This window comes from Raoultibacter timonensis, assembly GCF_022845715.1.
Lineage (GTDB): Bacteria > Actinomycetota > Coriobacteriia > Coriobacteriales > Eggerthellaceae > Raoultibacter > Raoultibacter timonensis.
The window spans coordinates 2,159,697-2,178,011 of record NZ_AP025564.1 but is presented as its reverse complement, the minus strand read 5'-3'; the positions used below and the strand labels follow the sequence as shown (position 1 = coordinate 2,178,011).

The following is an 18,315-nucleotide window of genomic DNA, read 5'->3' as shown; positions in this document are numbered from 1 at the left end:
CGGTCATAGACGACCGAAACGATAATATTTTTACCGAGAGCAGCTCAGGTTCTCGGCAAAGAGCATGATATGATGCCCTACGGACCATGCCGTAGGGCATCTTTTTTTACTTGAACGGAGCGAGCGTGCAGGAACGAAACACGTTGTTCGAATACATGTATCGCGATATCGCGCGCAAAATCGAAGACGGTACGTTGCGCGACGGCGATACGCTTCCGTCAATGAAAGACCTTTCAACGCGCTACCACGTCGGCCTCAGAACGGTTCGCGATGTGCTGAGCGCATTGCGAACCGACGGCTACATCGCCACCGAAGAGCGCAAACGCGCGACGGTAACCCATCGCACCGAAGCCGAAGAGGATGTCGAGGCAACTGCGCGAAGGGTGCTTGCTGGAAAACAGGATGTGCTCGAAAGCCTCAAGGCGCTCGAGCTCATCATGCCTCCCTTGTTCTACTGTGCCGCACAGCATTGCAGCGAAAGCGAGATCGGCGAGCTGTGCCGCGCTGTCAAAGGGAAGGAATTCGAAGTGTGCAAGGGCGATTGGCGCCTATCGCGGTCTTCGCTGGTGCTCCATGGGCTCCTCAACAAGACGGGCAATCCCTTGCTTTCGGAGTGCTATGCCAGTTTGGAACGCATCAGCATCGTTTCGGTGCACCCGTCTTTCGAGAGTCCCTACGAGAAAGCTTCGATTGATTCCGGTAACACGTTGCCCTGGATCTTCGAATCGCTGAAAAGCAAGGATTTCGATGAGGTTCAGTACCGCTTCGGGTCGATGTACAGCGGTACGGCGGCGTACATCGAATCGTATTTCGAGGAACTTGCGGCGGCGTATCCTTACGACGGTCCCCGGGAATTCGCGTATGAGTGGGATGCCAAAGCCGGGAAAAGCTACGTGTACGCGCAGGTTGCTCGCGATATGGTGAGCCGTATGGCGGTGGGCGAGTACGTCGACGGCGAGGCGCTTCCCTCGATCGCCGCGCTGTCCGAGGAGTACGGCGCATCGCCGTCGACCATCCAGAAGACGCTCGGCATGCTCAACACCATGGGCGTTGTGGAGACGGTGAACGGCCGCGGTTCGCGCGTGCGCCTGTCTAACGTGCGGCTCGATCCGCGCTCTGTTGCCGATAAGGTCTTCATGCGCGATGTCGATGTGTTCGTCAATGCGGCGAAGATGGTCTGCGTTATCCTTCCCGCAGTCGTGAATTCGGTCTCCGACGATTTGGGTGGCGTCGAGCGGGACGCGTTGGCGTACCTCTCGCAGAAAACGGGCGAATGGGTGGTGCCGAGCGCCTTGACGGAAAGCCTGATCGCGCACATCCCCATCCGCCCTTTGCGTGTCGTGATGACCGAGCTGAACGATCTGCTGATATGGGGGCATTTCCTCATGTTCATGGGGCCCTCGGAGGCACGGAGAAGCGAATTGCTCTCATACGGCTACGATGGCATCGATGCGCTGCGGGAGAGGGATCTGCAGGGTTTTTCCGACGCGATGGCAGGCTACTACCGTTGCATGTTCGCCGCCGTGCAGCAGTTTTTTGCCGCAACACGGCGGGCGAACGAGGCGCTTGCCGATCAGTAGCGATACAAAGCGGCGACACCAGTTTCGGCGGGCATGCGGTCGTGCGGGAGCACGAACACGTCGCCGCCTTGGGCGTAGGTTGCCTGAGCCAGGTCGTCGGTGAGGTCGTCGGAAGCGTCGAGCATATCGGCACCGTACGACAACGAGCCCGTTTCGGGATCGAAGCTGCCGGGGATGAGCTTGTCCTGCTCGACGAAGAGCGTTTCCACCTTCCGCTCTGCAAGCGCATGGCCTATTTCGCGTGGATCGGCCGAGGCGCGCCCTTGAACCGCTTCGTCACCGAACCTGCCGAGCCGCTCCCGGATGCGCGTTTCCTGTATGCCCTCGATGATCCGTACGGCGCGTTCGAGGAGCTCCTTCTCGTCCATAGACTCGACGGGCTTGTCGATGCTTTCGTTGAGAAGCGTGGGCATTGCGGCGACTTGCCTGAAAATCGCTTGGTTTTCGGGTAGTCCTACGAGCATTATCGGACAGGAGCGGAATTTGGCGAAGTGGTCTTCGACCGTCTTGGCCGCATAGCGGAAGTGCTCGGCGGTATCCTTTTCGTCGACGTTGCTCTTGTCGCCGTAGCGATGGTACGTGGGGGAATGGCTTCCCTGATGACCGTTCATGCCGGAGAGCGAGTTCGTATAGTCGTCGAACGCTTTGCGGAACTCGGTTTCGACGCCATCGGGCATTTCGAGCTTTTCTATGGAATGAAAATCCCCCTCGAAGAGCTCGAAGCCGTTCTCGTTGATCGCGAGCAGATAGTAGTGCGAGCCGAACTGGAAATTCCTGATGAGCGGCTTGACGTGGAACTTATCGGTGATGGAGACGAACTCGTCGACGGGATAGTCGAGGTGGTATACCGTCGTTTTGCTGTTCGAGGCAAGCACGGCGAGGCCGTCTTTCGCATGGGTCCATACATCGGCGTCGCGATACGCCTCGAGCAGGTCGAGCTGTGCAAGGACGCTCTCGTAGTCCTTGCGGTCGTAGTTGAGCTCGAGCAGGTTCTTCGCTTCGGTTACAAGGTTCTTGTACCGTATGGGGTCCTGACGGTTTTCCGGTGCATGGCGGTGGGTTGTCATATACAGCGATACGAGCGGCCCCTCGTGGTTCGAAAACAGGGCAGGGTCGAATTCGCTTTGTACGGTTATGTCCGACAGATCGGGTCTCATGGGTGCTCCCTTCGGGTGCTTGCTTGCAGGTTCGGTACCCGCAATCGATAGTGAACTTGATACCTACCATACTCGTTGCGCGTGTTGGGAGCCAGAGAACGAACGGCACTGTTTTTCGATGGTTGCGATGCTGTTGAATTGCGTATAAGAGGACAGCTTGTGTCCTCTCTGGACGGCTACGATGCTGCTACACTGGAAGGCGGACTGGTTTGCGCCCGCAGGGTCGGATGGGCACGGGAAAGCGAGCAACCTATGGAGATCATATCGGTAACACCCGACAACATCGATGCGGAGCACATCTGCTGCGCGATCACCGAGAAGAGGGGCGAGTCATGCGTCTCGCAGAAGAAGGTGTGGATGAGCGAGCGTTTCGCCGACGGGCTCGTCTTCAGAAAGCTCGATGCGAGGGGAAAGGTTTTCATCGAATACATTCCCGCCGAAAAGGCTTGGTGCCCCATCGAAGCCGACGGATACCTGCATATCGATTGCTTTTGGGTGTCGGGCCAGTACAAGGGGAGGGGTCATGCAACCGAACTGCTCGAAGCGTGCATAGCAGACGCAAGGGAGCAGGGAAAACTCGGTATCACGGCGCTCTCTTCGGCCAAGAAAATGCCGTTTCTCTCCGACCCGAAGTTCTTGCGGTACAAGGGGTTCGAAACCGCCGACACCGCAGAGCCGTTCTACGAGCTCTTGTACCTGCCGTTTTCCGAAGACGCTCCCGTTCCGCGTTTCATGAGCCACGTCAAGAAGCCCCGGGTGGACGAAGACGGCTTCGTACTCTACTTCACCAACCAATGCCCGTTTGCCGAGAAATACGCGATGGCGGCTGCAAGGGAGGCGAAAGCTCGGGGCGTACGGTTTGAGCTGCGCAAGATCGAGACGCTCGATCAGGCGAAAGCCGCGCCCGCGCCCTTTACCGCCTACACGCTTTTTCGCGATGGCGCATTCGTCACCAATGAGATTCTGAGCGAGAAGAAGCTTGCCACCTTGTTCGCGGCCGACTGAGACGGCGAGAGTGCGCTCGGTCGAGGAGCGTATCGCGCCCGTCGCGTAACGTGCACATGGAATCTCGACATTCTCGGAAACGCCCTTGACTTGGAGTCGGCTCCAGGATGCATGATGGGAAGCGAACTGCGAAACCATGCGATAAGGAGACATCCATGCTCGGTAATTTCAGCTACTGCAATCCGACCCGCCTTCATTTCGGAAGAGACGCCCTCGATCGTTTGAACGAAGAGCTGCCTCGATTCGGCTCGCGGGTGCAGCTCGTCTACGGGGGAGGATCGATCAAGAGGACGGGCTTGTACGACCAAGTCGTAAGCATACTCGAATCGAACGGAAAAGAAGTGTTCGAAGATGCGGGCGTCATGCCGAACCCGACGGTTGAAAAGCTCTACGAAGGCAGCCGCACCGCTCGGGAAAACGAAGTCGACCTGATTTTGGCCGTCGGCGGCGGATCGGTATGCGACTACGCGAAGGCCGTTTCGGTTTCGGCCTACTGCAACGAGGACCCGTGGGAGAAGTATTACCTGAGGTTCGAGGAGCCCGACTGCGCGATCGTTCCCGTGGGGTGCGTGCTCACCATGGCCGGTACCGGTTCCGAGATGAACGGCGGTGCCGTGATTACCAATCCGGAGACAAAGCAGAAGATCGGCCATGTGTTCGGAACCGAGGTGTTCCCGAAGTTCTCGATCCTGAACCCCGAGCTTACCTACACCGTGCCGCACTATCAGATGGTTGCCGGCATCTTCGACGTCATGTCCCATATCATGGAGCAGTACTTCTCGGGAACCGACGACAACACGTCGGACTACATCATGGAGGGCCTTATGCGCTCGCTCGTGCATAGCTCGCGCATCGCAGCCGAGAATCCCGAGGACTACGAAGCGCGCAGCAACATCATGTGGTCGGCTACCTGGGCGCTCAATACCTTCGTTGCCATGGGAAAGAGCACCGATTGGATGGTGCACATGATCGGGCAGGCCGTCGGTGGCTTCACCGACGCGACCCACGGCATGACGCTGTCGGCCGTTTCGGTTCCCTATTATCGCCATATCATGCCCTATGGGCTGCCGAAGTTCGTCCGCTTCGCCCAAGCGGTATGGGAGGTAGATTCCTCAGGGAAGACCGACGAAGAAACCGCGCAGGCGGGCCTTGCTGCCATGGAGGCATGGATGCGCGAGATGGGTCTTGCGATGAGCGTTTCGGAACTCGGCGTTACCGAGGGAATGCTTGCAGGCATCGCGGATGCGACGCTTGCCATGGACGGGGGATACCACGCTCCCGACCACGACGAAATCGTTGCTATCCTGAGGGAGAGCCTGTAGGGAATCGGGCGTTTCGGCCGCACCCTATGCAGGATGCGGCCGACAGGTCTCGCTGCTTGTCTGTGCTCTACTTTTCTACGTGACAGGTGTTGCATTCGTAAACATCTGCGTGATGGCAGTTTCTGCAAACAGCAGGTGCTGTTTCGGCTGGCCCCTCTGGTGCGTGGATCTTGTGGCATGAAGAACAGGTGATATCTGCGTGGTCTTCATGTTCGGGAAGCGCATGGGGGTTAACCGTGAGGCTGTTTTTGTCGGTAAGCACCGTGGCCGATGCGGTCGCATCGGCTAACGCGGTTGCGTCATGGCAGGGTATGCAGGTGTCGTTGCCGATTTCCGTTTTCTTAAGCGTTGCTTTCTTCTTTTTGCTGTCGAGCGTCACTTTCTCATGTGCTTTCGCCAGTCCGTCTTTATCATCGTGGCAGCTGAAGCAATCGTCTTTTTGATTCGCATGCAGCGATGCGGTGCAGGCTGCGTCGTCGAAAGAGGCCGCAGCGTTTCCATGGCAGGCTGTGCAGTCGCTGGTTTCCGACCAGGTGAATTCAGACGACATACTGCTTGAGTCTGCTTGGTCCGTTCTGTTATCGTCGTTTGGCGCCTGCTCTGGGGAGCACGCCGCGAGAAGCATGGCTATCAAGCAAATCGCAGCGGCTAAAACGAGCAGGACGGGCTTGCGCAAGTGCGCTGATGCCATTGGCTCCTCCTAGCTGAACGGGGTCGACCGCTTGGGTCGACCCCTGCCGATATTCTATATATTCAAAGCTATTGCTTTGCATCCCACGGCTCGAGGGCTGCGCATTGTTCTCCTGCAATGCGTCCCGTCGAAACGGCTTCGCTTATGTTCCCGCCGCCGTTGTACATGTATCCGTAGATAGAACCGAATTCACCTGCTGAGTACAATCGCGGAATGGGCTGTCCGTTAAGGTCGAGCACTTCGCTCATCCCGTTGCGTTTAGCGCCGCCTTGCGTGTTCAAAAGCCCAAGAGCGATTTCGATTGCGTAGAATGGCGGCTCAATAGGCTGGATAGGAAAGGCTTTTATGATTGCGGTCTCATCGCTCGACAGCTCTCCTTCGCCATAGGCGGTTGAGGCGTCTGCGGCATTGAAATAATAATCATCGTACACGGCATTGCCGCGGCCAAAGTCTTTATCTGCGCCTTCGGCACAATACTGGTTGTAGGTTGCGATCGTTTCCGCAAGCGTCTCTGGCGGATAGCCGATTTTTTCGGCAAGCTCTTCGATGGTGTCTGCCTTTATCATGATTCCCGCATCGATAAGTTCTTGGTTCGTTGTTTTTCCTGTTTCCATGATGACGGGCCATGCCATGTACGTAACGGCTCCGAGGATATCTTTTGCTCCGGTATCTTTGCCCATGATCATATAGGAGGGAGTCGGAACGGCAAGCAACGGCCAAACGCCCCGCTCTTTACCTTTTCCGTGGCGAAGGGTTCCCCGCAGTTCCTCGTACATGAATCGCTTACCTTCGTTGTTTACGTAGATGTAATCGACGCCCATGGGGTAAGGTATGTTGCATACAAGCGAATCGGGGGATTCAGCGCGGACGCAGGTGCTTGCAGCGGCGTAGCTGTTCATATGCCAGAGATCCGCTCCGATTTGTTGAGCCATTCTTACGCCGTCGCCAACATTGTAAGGACTGCCGCATACGAAACTTCTCGGACAGCCAAGCGAAACCGAATAGTTTTTCAGCATTTCAGGATTTGCGGCGAATCCGCCGCAAGCAAGCACGACGCCTTTGTTTGCCTTGATGGCTTTTCCGCCAGCAATCAAGCCGTATACCTCTTTGGTTTCGTAATTGTAGATAAGTTCGGTTGCGCGCGTGTCGTACATGATTTCAACGCCGAGTTCGTCGGCTGTATCTTTCAGCGGTAACCAGAGGGAGGACATACCGCAGATACCATCGACGTAATAGGTTTTTATCTTGTCGCCGCCGGGGATTCCGGGAAACTCCGGCGAGGCCGCCGTAGCGGGTTGCAGGTCGTAGCCGAGTTCGTCGGAGAGCCATGCCATGTTTTCGCATACCCCCTCGGCCCATGCCTTCATGAGGTCTTCGGGAACCTCATAACCTGCGTTTAGTTCGGTTTGGTAGGTTATTGCATCATCGACGGACTCGGGAATCATGAGCATGTCTCCCGATACGCGCGTTGTGCCGCCGGACAGTTCCTCGGGAGCTACCTCGAGTGCGAGCACGTGCTCGACGCCAGCCATCTTCGCTGCAATCGAGGCTGAAAGACCCGCAGCGCCGAGTCCGACCACTACGACATCGGCCTCCGAATCCCATGAGTCGGGAAGGTTGCCGGTCGGCTTTCCTTCGCTTTGGCCTCCGCACCCCGCGAGACCCGTTACCGCGAACCCTGCGGCGGCAACAGTTGTTCCCTTGAGGAAATTACGCCGCGAAATCCCCTGATTGGCTTGTTTGTTCCCCATGACCATCTCCCTTCAATCGTCTTAAGCGCCATATGCGCTTGGCTAGCGATTACGGTACTGGTGATCTGGGCTGAAGGGAAACGATGCCTGGGAATGGGATTGTGCCGTTTTGGAATAAGCGCAGGTTGGGATTCATCGGCCAAATTGTTCCAATTCGGCATAAGCGAAAGACGGTTGGGAATAAAGCCTGATCGAGCTATAAGCGACAGAAAAGATGCGGATAGGATGTACTATAATCTAATCGAGGGTGCCGCCTTAGGCGGTATGGATTTGAATTGCCGTAGGGGAGCAATAGGGGATGTCGCTATGGATATTGCCTACTGTAGGGAATTGATCGAATTGGCCGATCAGCTGAATTTCAGTAAAGCAGCCGAAAAACTCTATATCACCCAATCGACGTTGAGCAAGCATGTGGCGCTCATGGAGCGAGAGGTCGGGTTCAGGATCTTCGACCGGAGCACCTCGCGCGTCGAACTCACGAAGAGCGGCAGGGTGTTTATCGAGAGCATCCGAGATGTGGTCGATCGATACGACACGGCGCTCAAGGAAGGCCGTGATTTTGAGCGCGAGCGAGAGACAACGGTTCATATTATCGGCCCCTTGCTCAACGAACGCATAGTCGATCGGGTGACTACTGCAAGGACCGTTGTGGCGGCGATGGGCATTGACGTGAAGCTGTCGCTCGCCGATACGGGAGTGAGAGATTGCCATGAATCGCTTACGGATGGTCGTGCCGATATAGCCATTGGGTTCAGGTACGGGATTGACGAAGAGGGTCTCGAGTGCGTGCATCTGTCCGACATTCCTTTTGGAATCGCCTGCCATGGAACCCATGAACTGGCTCATAAAAATCTCTTGAGGTTCGGTGACATCGCTGGGCAAAAGATAGTGTCATACCCGATGGCGGGTCGAGCTCGATACCATGCTTTCGTTCGCGCCGTCTGCTCGAAGCATGGGATTGCCCAAGAGATGGAATTCCTAGAAGAAGGCGCCCTTTGCTTTCCCGATGCGGAGCGAAGCATCGTCTTCGGCATTCACTTTCCTGGATATGCTCGATACGGGGGGGATATGGTTGCCCGGGCGCTTGATGACACAAGCGACTCATTCGATGTATGCGTGATGAAGCGAAAAGGGAGGTCGGCGCCAGCGGTTGACGCATTGTTCCGCGCGATCGCAAAGAAGTGATTTGCGACAGGATAAGAAAGGACCTCCTTTGAGGTCCTTTCCGGTTCGTACGCTTGGGAGCAGAGCGGCTTTACTCGCTCTCGAGATCCTTGTTGCGGATGACGGCTCGGCGAATCTTGCCGTTGACGGTTTTCGGCAACGCATCGACGTAGTCGATGATGCGGGGGTATTTATACGGAGCGGTCTGGTGCTTCACCCACGTTTGCAGCTCCTTGGTGAGCTCGGCGTTGCCGGTGAATCCGGGTGCGAGCACGACCGTCGCTTTGACGGCGAAACCGCGCAGCTCGTCGGGGACGCCCGTGACGGCGCACTCGGCTACCGCATCGTGCTCGAGCATGACGCTTTCGATCTCGAAGGGCCCGATGCGGTAGCCCGACGACTTGATAACGTCGTCGTTTCGGCCCACGTACCAGAAGTAGCCGTCCTCGTCGCACCAGGCGGTGTCGCCGGTGTGATACCAGCCATCATGCATGGCGGCTGCCGTCTTCTCGTCGTCGAGGTAGTACTCGAGCATGAGGCCGGGCATCTTCGGCTCGCATTTGATGCATATCTCGCCGGTTTCGCCGGTGTTGCAACGGGTGCCGTCGTCGCGCAGGATGTGGATCGTGTAGAGCGGGACGGGCTTGCCCATCGAGCCGGGGCGAGGCACCGAGTTCGTGAGGTTGGCGATCGTCAGCGGCGTTTCGGTCTGGCCGAAGCCCTCGTAGATCGTAAGCCCGGTGTGCTCTTTCCAGAACTCGAAGATATCGGGGTTGAGCGCTTCGCCGGCGGTCGTCGAGTAGACTAGGGACGTCAGGTCGTAGGCGTCCACGTCATCCTGCATGAACATGCGGTACATCGTGGGCGGGCAGCATAGCGTGGTGATGCCGTATTTTCCGACGAGCGAGAGGATGTCGCCTGCGTGGAAGCGGTCGTAGTCGTAGGTGAACACGCAGGCCTCCATGAGCCACTGGCCGTAGTACTTGCCCCATACGGCCTTGCCCCAGCCGGTGTCGGCGATGGTGAAATGGATGCCGTCCGGGTCCACGTTGTGCCAATGCTTCGCGGTGATAAGGTGGGCGAGCGCATAGGCCGAATCGTGCAGAACCATTTTCGGGTTGCCCGATGTGCCGCTTGAGAAATACATGAGCATCGGATCGGCCGAAGCGGTTTCGCAACGCTCGAAATCCTCGGAGGCCTCTCGGACGAGCGTGTTGAAATCGAGCCAGCCCTCGCGGGGGGCGGGCTTGGCGCAGATCCCCTCGGGTCCCGAGAGCTCGGGTCCGATCGGATGGTCTTCGGGGGCGAATACGAGGTTATGGTCTTCGTCCTCGGGCGTGAGGCCGCCGCCTGCGCCGTTGACGATTATCTTCGTTTCGAGCGTGGGGCAGGCGTCCGCCACGTTGTCGCATACCTGCGTGATATCGCCGAGCGTCGTTGCGATGATAGCCTTGATCCCCGCGCCGTTGAGACGGTATTCGAGATCGTGTTCCTTGAGCATGAACGTGGCGGGAACCATGACCGCGCCGAGCTTGTGGAGCGCGGTGGCGACGAACCAGAACTGGTAGTGGCGCCGCAGGATGACCATGACCATGTCTCCGCGGCCGATGCCCTGGCCTTTCAGGAAGTTGGCCGTCTTGTCGGACCAGCGCTTCATGTCGGCGAACGTGAAGACGTGCTCTTCGCCTTCGGGGTTGCACCATACCATGGCGCGGCGGTCGGGATCGTTTTCGGCTATGTCGTCGACGACATCGTAGCCGAAGTTGAACGTATCGGGGCAGGTGACCGAGAAGGTTTCAAGTTGATCGAGGTCGTTGTACGTTTCGGAAACGTAGCGGAGGTTGATGTTTCGCATAAGACAATCTTTCTTTCGAGCAAACGGCACTGAGGCCGTGAACGGATGATGACGGGAATTCGGTTTGCGGCACTGTCGGCGCGTGCGGCAGTGCCTAAGAAATCTTGTCTTCGCCGGGCTTCATGACGATGGCGAGGAACGTACACGGCTCGCCGCCCGTTGCGATCATTCCGTGTCCGCGGCCCGAATCGTACATGAGCATGTCGCCCGCTTCGAGCTCTTCGACGTGGTCTTCGTACGCGAAGCGCATTTTGCCTGACAGGATATAGTCGATTTCCTGTCCGGCATGGCGGGAGAGGTGGATGGGCTGGTTCTGCTCCTCTTCGAGATACGGCGCCGTAACGAGAAACGGTTCGGCGAGCTTGTTCTTGAAGTGCGGAGCTTTGTGCAGGTATTCGAAGCCGGCGCGCCGCTTGATGGACAGGCCGTCGTTGGCTCGCGTGAGCGAGTAGCCGCTCAGGTGCGGGTTCTCTCCCGTGAGAAGCTCGATCACATCGACGCCGAACTTTTCCGCGCAACGGTACAAAAACGTGAACGAAAGATCGTGCTCGCCGGTTTCCTGTGCGGAATACTCGGCAACGCTGCGACCGGTTGCGTCGGCCATTTCCTGCATGGTGAGGTCCATGTCCTCCCTCAGCGCACGAATTCGACCCGCCACCTCTTTGATATTCGGCTCCATGAACAATGCACCTCTCTTTCTGTTTTCGCTGATTGCCGCCGCAGCATATCGGTGCGGCTCCGCATCCGATGTGCGGTTTTCCAATTGTATAGCAAGCGGTTCGGGATTAGCTTGAAGATCAAATAAATCTCCAAGGTGTTCCAGATAATCCGACAAGAGGCCGTTTCCGAGCGCGCCGTGCGGCTGTCGGGGTGTTCCGTCGGTGCCGTTTGCGCGGAAAACCACTGAACGCTTGACTTGGAGCCGACTCCAAGTGCTATAAAGGGCGCAAGGATAAACAAAAGCAACGATGCGAGGAGCGAACGATATGCTGATCGCCGAGGTAAGCAGGAAATACGATATATCCGCCGACACGCTGAGATACTACGAGCGCGTGGGGCTCATCCCCGCCGTCCATCGCCGCGACAACGGTATCCGCGACTACGACGAGGGCGACCTGAATTGGGTTGAATTCATCAAGTGCATGCGCTCGGCGGGAATCCAGGTCGAAGCGCTCATAGAATACGTTGCCCTTTACCAGCAGGGCGACGAAACCAACGAGGCCCGCAAGGAGATACTCGTCGAGCAGCGAGCCCAGCTCATGCAGCGCATGGCGGACATGGAATCTACGCTCGAGCGGCTCAATTACAAGATCGACAACTACGATCGCGTCATGAGGAACAGCATCGACATGTCGAAGTGCAAGAATTCGGACGGATAAGAAAGCTGCGGGCTTCACCGCTCGAGAAGGCGATGAGCCGTCGAGAAACTGTTTTTGCGCCGAGCCGCAAGCCGTGTCTGGTTCGTCCGATGTCCGCGAAGGGCCTTCGTGCGAGGAAAATCGGCGTGCTTCGGCTCGGTCGTCTGATATATTCGCAGGTCGGAAAAACCAAAGCCGCCGAAAGGCATCGAAAAACGTCGCACGAAGGCCCTTCGCGGACATACTGATATGCGGACGCGCGGACGGGTTTCCGAATCGAATGTCACCGAACATCGGGCCTCCATGCGAAGGGTCTTCGCGGACGTGCGGGCGGGCTTCGCCGATGTATTTCAGACGACAGCGAATTTTCCACCCGTGTTTTCAACCGCGGCTATCGCTGGGATGGTATAACGTGCCGATGGGGGCATCTTGCCTGCAGGTCGATGCCGGATGTGGTTGAATGGAGCTCTACTCGAAAGGATCAGCGTATGCGCGAAGGTACCGGAGAAGAACGATATCAGCCGAAGGCGACAACGGCTCCGCCGTTTCCCCTTGCGCCCATCACGGTGATCGTGGGGCATTACGGGGTGGGGAAAACGAACTTCTCGATCAGCCTCGCACTCGATGCCGTCGCGCAGGGGTGGGAGGTTACGCTTGTCGACCTCGATGTGGTGAACCCGTATTTCCGCTCAAGCGACTATCGAGAGCTGCTCGAAGAAGCGGGCGTTCGCGTGGTGAGTCCCGTCTTCGCTGGCACGACGCTCGATTCGCCGAGCCTCTCGGGTGCGGTGTACACGGCCATAGAGGATGCGATCAGGCAGGGTACCGGCGAGCGCAAGCGCGTGATCGTCGATGCGGGCGGCGACGATGTGGGCGCAACGGCGCTCGGGCGGTTCGCGCCGCGAATCGCCGAGCGCGACCATGCTGTCTGGTACGTGGTGAACCGGTATCGCAATCTCACGCAAACGCCCGAAGAGGCGGCGGCGCTCCTTGCGGAGATAGAGGCGAAAGCGGGTCTGCGCGCAACGGCGATCGTGAACAATTCGCACCTCAAGCAGGATACGGAAGAGGAGACCGTGATCGAGTCGTTGGGTTTTGCGCGGGCGGTCTCGGCGGCGCTCGGTTTGCCCATCGTGTGCACTGCGGTGCCAAAAGAGATCGTTGACCAGAAAAACGACTCGTTTTCGGAAAGCTGCGCTACCCAAAACGTGTATCCTGTGCAAGTGTATGTTCGTACTCCGTGGGGCACCTGAGAAACCCGGTACATAGTTGCACCGAGCGGCCGCGTCGAGCGGCCTTGGTTGTTCGTAGAGTGCGTATTCAGACGAGGAAGGTTGACCATGCCGAGAATTATCGTAGACGATCATTTCTGCAAGGGGTGCGGCTTGTGCGTCGACGCATGCCCGGTGGACATAATCGAACTGGATTACAAGAAGATCACCGCGAAGGGATACCATCCTGCGTATCTGACCGATGAAGACAAATGCACCGGGTGCATGTCGTGCGCCACGATGTGCCCCGATGTTGCGATTACGGTGGTGAGGTAGCCATGGCTGAGAAAGTACTGATGAAAGGCAACGAGGTTTTGGCCGAAGCCGCCTTGCGCGCCGGATGCCGTTTCTTCTTCGGTTACCCGATCACCCCGCAAACCGAGCTGGCCGCCTACATGTCCAAGCGCATGCCGAAGGTGGGGGGAACCTACCTTCAGGCTGAAAGCGAGATCGCGGCCATCAACATGGTCTACGGTGCATCGGCGGCGGGCGCCCGCGTCATGACGTCGTCCTCTTCGCCGGGAATCTCGCTCAAGGGCGAGGGCATCTCCTATATGGCGGGCGCCGATCTGCCGGGCGTTATCGTGAACGTGCAGCGCGGCGGCCCGGGTCTCGGCGGCATTCAGCCCTCGCAGTCCGACTATTGGCAGGCGACGCGCGCGACTGGGCATGGCGACTTCCAGCTCATGGTATTCGCTCCCTCGACGGTGCAAGAGATGGCCGATTGTGCGTTCCTCGCATTCGAGAAGGCCGACGAATACCGCATGCCGGTGATGATTCTCGCCGACGGCATGCTCGGCCAGATGATGGAGCCGGTGGTTCTGCCCGAGCCGAAGGCCGATCTCCCCGACAAGCCGTGGGCGACGACCGGCCATCAAGGTAAGCGCGAGCACAATATCGTAAACTCGCTGTATCTGCAGGCCGCCGATCTCGAGCGCCTGAACAACGAGCGTTTCGAGCGCTATGAGAAGATCAAGCAGACCGAGCAGCGAGCCGAGCTCTTTATGACCGACGATGCCGATATCGTGATCGTCGCTTTCGGGGCGTCGGCCCGCATCGCGCGCAGCGCAGTCGTATCCGCCCGGGAGAATGGCATCAAAGCGGGTTTGATCAGGCCCATCACCCTATGGCCGTTTCCGACGGACGCGATCGAGGGCGTTATCCCCCATGCGAAGGCGCTTCTGAGCGTCGAGATGAACATGGGTCAGATGGTAGACGACGTGCGACTTGTTTCTGCGGGTCGTGTGCCCGTCGAGTTCTTCGGCCATGCGGGCGGCATCATCCCCACGCCCGCCGAAGTGCTCGCTCAGATTGAAAAGCTCAACGGAAAGGCAGGTGCTTAAAGCCATGGCAACCGAAGAAAAGGTCATCTTCGAGCGCCCCCATGCGCTCCTTCCCGTCATAACGAACTATTGCCCCGGATGTCCTCACGGCATCGTTCACCGCCTTGTCGCCGAATCGATCGACGAGCTGGGCGTTGAGGGCAAGACCGTCGGCGTGGCCCCCGTCGGGTGCTCGGTTACCGCAACCGACTTCTTCGGGTGCGATATGATCGAGGCCGCTCACGGCCGTGCGCCCGCGGTGGCAACCGCGGTCAAGCGCGTGCATCCCGACAACGTCGTGTTCGCCTATCAGGGCGACGGTGACCTGGCGAGCATCGGCATGGCCGAAACGATCCATGCGGCCACCCGCGGCGAGAACATTACCGTCATCTTCATCAACAACGCGATCTACGGCATGACCGGAGGCCAGATGGCCCCCACGAGCTTGCCGCATCAGGTCACGCAGACAAGCCCCTACGGGCGCGACGTGTCGACGGCGGGCTATCCCATTCGCGTGTCCGAACTGCTCTCGTCGCTCGACGGTGTTGCCTACATCGAACGCGTGACGGTTGACAGCCCCAAAAACGTGCGCAAAGCGAAGAAGGCCATTAAGAAGGCGTTTCAGAACCAGATCGACGGCGTGGGATATTCGCTTATCGAGGTCGTGTCGACTTGTCCCACCAACTGGGGCCTGACGCCGCAGGATGCCTTCACGTGGATGCGCGAGAACATGCTGCCGTACTATCCGCTCGGCGTGTACCGCGACGTGATCGCGGACGGCTTCGAAAGCGTTGCCGCTGCGGCTGCGCAGCGTGCGAAAGATTGTCCGATCGCCGCAGGTGAGGGGAGATAGCCATGGCCCAACCGTACAACATCGTGCTCGCAGGATTCGGCGGCCAGGGCATCCTGTTCGCGGGAAAGATCATCGCGACGGCAGGCCTCATCGACGATCGCGAGGTGTCGTGGCTCCCCTCATACGGCCCCGAGATGCGCGGCGGTACGGCGAATTGCAGCGTATGTCTCGCCGACGATCCCATCGGCAGCCCCCTTGTGGTGACCCCCGATACGCTCATCGTGATGAACCAGCCTTCGCTGGAGAAGTTCATCGACACCGTGGCCGACGGCGGCATTATCGTTGCCGATTCGACGCTTGTGCAGGACATCCCCGAACGCGAGGGCGTCAAGGTGTGCGCGATACCGGCAACCGAGATCGCCGAAAAGGCAGGCCTGAAGGGTCTCGCCAACGTCGTGTGCGTGGGCAAGCTCTTCAAGGAGACGGGTTTCTGCAGCGAGGAAACGCTTGAGGCGGCCATCGAGAAGTGCGTGCCTGCATCGAAGAAGGGCATGCTCGACAAGAACAAGCGCGCGATCGCGCTCGGAATGGAAGCATAAGGAGGCCGCATGGTCACGGAGTTCGCCGAAATCGGCTTGCGCATCAAAGGGTTGCGCGAAGCCTGCGACGTTACCCGCGAAGAAATGGCGCAGGAGCTGGGCGTGCCGCTCGACACCTACGTAAACTGGGAGGAAACCGGCGCCGATGTGCCGATTTCCGCCATCTACCACCTGGCCCATAAGTTCGGTGTCGAATTTACCGAGATACTCACCGGCACGGCGGCTAAGCTCAACAGCTACCACGTGGTGAGAAGCGGGGAAGGCCGCGAGGTCGATCGCTATCCCGGATACCACTTCGAGGATCTGGCTTGGCGCTACAGCGGAAAGATCATGCAGCCGTTGCTCGTCGTACTCGACCCGAGCGACGAGACGGCAAAGCTCGTTTGCCACTCAGGTCAGGAGTTCAACCTTGTGCTCGAAGGCTGCGTGGTGGTTACCTGGGGCGATAAGGAGTTCGAGCTGTGCCCTGGCGATAGCATCTACTTCAACCCCGAATACCCGCATGGGCAGCGATGCGGTGGAGACGTGCCCGCAAAATTCGTTACGATAATCGCAGAATAGGATCGGCTCGTGAACTACATCTTAAACAAGTATTGCCCCCGCATCGACTTCGATTCGTACGAGGACTTCTTGGAGAACTTCAGGATCGATGTTCCCGCCGATTTCAACTTCGCCTACGACGTCGTCGACGAGTGGGCGCGCGTCGAACCCGACAAGCGCGCACTTCTGTGGTGCGACGACAACGGCGAAGAGCGCGAATTCACGTTCACCGACATCTCGAAGCTCTCGAACAAAGCGGCGAATGCGTTTTGGAAGCTTGGCATCCGCAAAGGCGATGTCGTCATGGTCATCCTGCGCCGTCGCTGGGAGTACTGGATCACCGCCATGGCCCTGTGTAAGATCGGCGCGACGATCATCCCCGCATCGCTGCAACTGACGAAGAAGGACATCGAGTACCGTGCTGCGAGCGCGAACGTCAAGATGATGGTTTGCGTGAACGACGAGTACGTGTGCACGCAGGTCGAAGAGGCCCTTCCGAGCTCCCCGAGCATACAGGAGCGCATCGTGGTTGCCGGCGATCGCGACGGCTGGCGGCGCTTCACGACGCTCATCGAGGAGGAGTCCGACGAGTGGGAGCGCCCGTTAGGCGATGCGGCCACGACGGCCAAGGACATCATGCTCATCTACTTCACGAGCGGCACGACCGGGCTCGCGAAGGCCGTCTCGCACAACTTCGCGCACCCGCTCGGCCACATCATCACGGCGAAGTACTGGCAGCAGGTTCAGGAAGACAAGCTCCACATGAGCGTGACCGACAGCGGTTGGGCGAAATTCGGTTGGGGAAAGATCTACGGGCAGTGGATAGCGGGAGCGTCCATCTTCGCCTACGACATGGACAAGTTCGTTCCGACTCATCTGCTTCAGAAGATCCAGGATTACAAGCTCACCACGTTCTGCGCGCCGCCGACGATGTATAGGTTCATGCTGCAGGAGGATGTGGCGTCCTACGACCTTTCGTCGGTCGAGAACTTCGCAACGGCGGGCGAGCCGCTCAACGCCGAGGTGACGCTCGCCTGGGAGCGTTTGACGGGCAAGAAGATCCGCGAGGGATTCGGCCAGTCCGAAGGCCCGGTGCTGCTTGCGACGTTTCCGTGGATCGATCCGCGGCCCGGCTCGATGGGCAAGCCCTCGCCGCTTCTGAACATCAGGCTGCTCGACGCGGAAGGCAACGAGGTCGACGACGGGGAAGAGGGCGCTATCTGCGTGACGAAGCTCAAGCAGGCGTATCCTCCCGGGCTGTTCGTCGGCTACTACAAGGACGAAGAGCGCACGCAAGAGGCGGTCGGCGGCGACTTCTACAACCTGCACGACATGGCATGGCGCGACAGCGACGGGTATTACTACTTCGTGGGCCGCGATGACGACGTGATCAAGTGCAGCGGCTACCGCATCGGGCCTTTCGAAGTGGAGAGCGCGCTCGTCGAGCACGACGCGGTCATCGAATGCGCGGTCACGGCAGCGCCCGACCCGATTCGCGGCAAGGTCGTGAAGGCCACCGTCGTACTCGCGAAGGGCTGGGAGCCGTCTGACGAGCTCGTCAAGGAGCTGCAGGATCATGTGAAGCATACGACGGCACCCTACAAGTACCCGCGTATCGTGGAGTTCGTCGACGAGCTGCCCAAGACCATCGGCGGCAAGATCAAACGCAAGCTCATTCGCCAGAACGACGGCATCCACGACTAAGGTGCTGTCGATTGCGGGAGCAAACGGGGGAAGTAAAAAACGGGCGAGCCAACGGTTCGCCCGTTTTCTTTCATGCGTGAGACTGGGGCTCGAAGTCAGTCGCGCCAGAGTGCCAAAATAAACGGCCCTATGCAGATCGCGCTACAAACGCGTGACGGTTTCGCAGGGGAGGGCGGCGTGTGCCTATGATGAAGAGGAACTTA

Annotated in this window: 17 protein-coding genes; 12 read left to right on the top strand and 5 right to left on the bottom strand. The window is 58.6% G+C overall.

What is annotated here, in order from left to right; translation table 11 throughout:
* The first annotated feature begins 125 nt into the window (after window positions 1-125).
* Complete coding sequence (locus tag MWL89_RS08935) at window positions 126-1,580, top strand: GntR family transcriptional regulator (protein ID WP_244385772.1); 1,455 nt, start codon at window positions 126-128, stop codon at window positions 1,578-1,580.
* On the opposite strand, the gene MWL89_RS08930 is transcribed toward MWL89_RS08935, so the two are convergent.
* On the bottom strand, window positions 1,574-2,737 hold the full coding sequence (locus tag MWL89_RS08930; protein ID WP_244385771.1) for a baeRF3 domain-containing protein: 1,164 nt from the start codon (window positions 2,735-2,737) through the stop codon (window positions 1,574-1,576). The genes MWL89_RS08935 and MWL89_RS08930 overlap by 7 nt on opposite strands.
* 252 nt (window positions 2,738-2,989) lie before the next feature.
* Between MWL89_RS08930 and MWL89_RS08925 the strand changes: the two genes are divergently transcribed.
* Window positions 2,990-3,742, top strand: coding sequence for a GNAT family N-acetyltransferase (locus MWL89_RS08925; protein ID WP_244385770.1), 753 nt, complete (start codon window positions 2,990-2,992; stop codon window positions 3,740-3,742).
* 155 nt (window positions 3,743-3,897) lie between these two features.
* On the top strand, window positions 3,898-5,064 hold the full coding sequence (locus MWL89_RS08920; protein ID WP_244385769.1) for an iron-containing alcohol dehydrogenase: 1,167 nt from the start codon (window positions 3,898-3,900) through the stop codon (window positions 5,062-5,064).
* A 67-nt stretch (window positions 5,065-5,131) separates the two neighbouring features.
* On the opposite strand, the gene MWL89_RS08915 is transcribed toward MWL89_RS08920, so the two are convergent.
* Both MWL89_RS08915 and MWL89_RS08910 read right to left on the bottom strand, forming a co-directional pair.
* Window positions 5,132-5,740: a cytochrome c3 family protein gene (locus tag MWL89_RS08915; protein ID WP_180995023.1), complete on the bottom strand. Its 609-nt coding sequence runs from the start codon at window positions 5,738-5,740 to the stop codon at window positions 5,132-5,134.
* Between the two features lie 83 nt (window positions 5,741-5,823).
* On the bottom strand, window positions 5,824-7,506 hold the full coding sequence (locus MWL89_RS08910; protein WP_180995024.1) for an FAD-binding protein: 1,683 nt from the start codon (window positions 7,504-7,506) through the stop codon (window positions 5,824-5,826).
* Window positions 7,507-7,812: 306 nt separating this feature from the next.
* Between MWL89_RS08910 and MWL89_RS08905 the strand changes: the two genes are divergently transcribed.
* Window positions 7,813-8,691, top strand: coding sequence for a LysR family transcriptional regulator (locus tag MWL89_RS08905; RefSeq protein WP_180995025.1), 879 nt, complete (start codon window positions 7,813-7,815; stop codon window positions 8,689-8,691).
* A gap of 70 nt (window positions 8,692-8,761) precedes the next feature.
* Here the strand turns inward: MWL89_RS08905 and MWL89_RS08900 are convergent, their stop codons facing one another.
* Window positions 8,762-10,525 (bottom strand): AMP-binding protein, encoded by a 1,764-nt coding sequence (locus MWL89_RS08900; RefSeq protein WP_244385768.1) that lies wholly within the window; start codon window positions 10,523-10,525, stop codon window positions 8,762-8,764.
* Window positions 10,526-10,619: 94 nt separating this feature from the next.
* The gene (locus MWL89_RS08895) at window positions 10,620-11,204 is read right to left on the bottom strand and encodes a helix-turn-helix domain-containing protein (RefSeq protein WP_102378019.1); all 585 of its coding nucleotides are present in this window, start codon (window positions 11,202-11,204) and stop codon (window positions 10,620-10,622) included.
* Between the two features lie 307 nt (window positions 11,205-11,511).
* Between MWL89_RS08895 and MWL89_RS08890 the strand changes: the two genes are divergently transcribed.
* The 8 genes from MWL89_RS08890 (at window position 11,512) to MWL89_RS08855 (ending at window position 18,112) form a co-directional block, all read left to right on the top strand.
* Window positions 11,512-11,904 (top strand): MerR family transcriptional regulator, encoded by a 393-nt coding sequence (locus MWL89_RS08890; RefSeq protein WP_102379511.1) that lies wholly within the window; start codon window positions 11,512-11,514, stop codon window positions 11,902-11,904.
* 467 nt (window positions 11,905-12,371) lie between these two features.
* Window positions 12,372-13,136 (top strand): nucleotide-binding protein, encoded by a 765-nt coding sequence (locus MWL89_RS08885; protein ID WP_244385767.1) that lies wholly within the window; start codon window positions 12,372-12,374, stop codon window positions 13,134-13,136.
* Between the two features lie 87 nt (window positions 13,137-13,223).
* Complete coding sequence (locus MWL89_RS08880) at window positions 13,224-13,430, top strand: 4Fe-4S binding protein (protein WP_102378021.1); 207 nt, start codon at window positions 13,224-13,226, stop codon at window positions 13,428-13,430.
* Between the two features lie 2 nt (window positions 13,431-13,432).
* Entirely contained in the window at window positions 13,433-14,497 is a 1,065-nt protein-coding gene (locus MWL89_RS08875) for a 3-methyl-2-oxobutanoate dehydrogenase subunit VorB (RefSeq protein WP_102378022.1), read from the top strand.
* 4 nt (window positions 14,498-14,501) lie between these two features.
* A complete protein-coding gene (locus MWL89_RS08870) occupies window positions 14,502-15,329 on the top strand; it encodes a thiamine pyrophosphate-dependent enzyme (RefSeq protein WP_102378023.1) in 828 nt (275 codons plus the stop codon).
* A gap of 2 nt (window positions 15,330-15,331) precedes the next feature.
* Window positions 15,332-15,868 carry a 2-oxoacid:acceptor oxidoreductase family protein gene (locus tag MWL89_RS08865; protein ID WP_244385766.1) on the top strand — a complete coding sequence of 179 codons (537 nt, stop codon included), beginning with the start codon at window positions 15,332-15,334 and terminating at the stop codon, window positions 15,866-15,868.
* Between the two features lie 9 nt (window positions 15,869-15,877).
* Entirely contained in the window at window positions 15,878-16,429 is a 552-nt protein-coding gene (locus tag MWL89_RS08860) for a helix-turn-helix domain-containing protein (protein ID WP_244385765.1), read from the top strand.
* 9 nt (window positions 16,430-16,438) lie between these two features.
* Window positions 16,439-18,112, top strand: coding sequence for an AMP-binding protein (locus tag MWL89_RS08855; RefSeq protein ID WP_244385764.1), 1,674 nt, complete (start codon window positions 16,439-16,441; stop codon window positions 18,110-18,112).
* The last annotated feature ends 203 nt before the right edge of the window (window positions 18,113-18,315 follow it).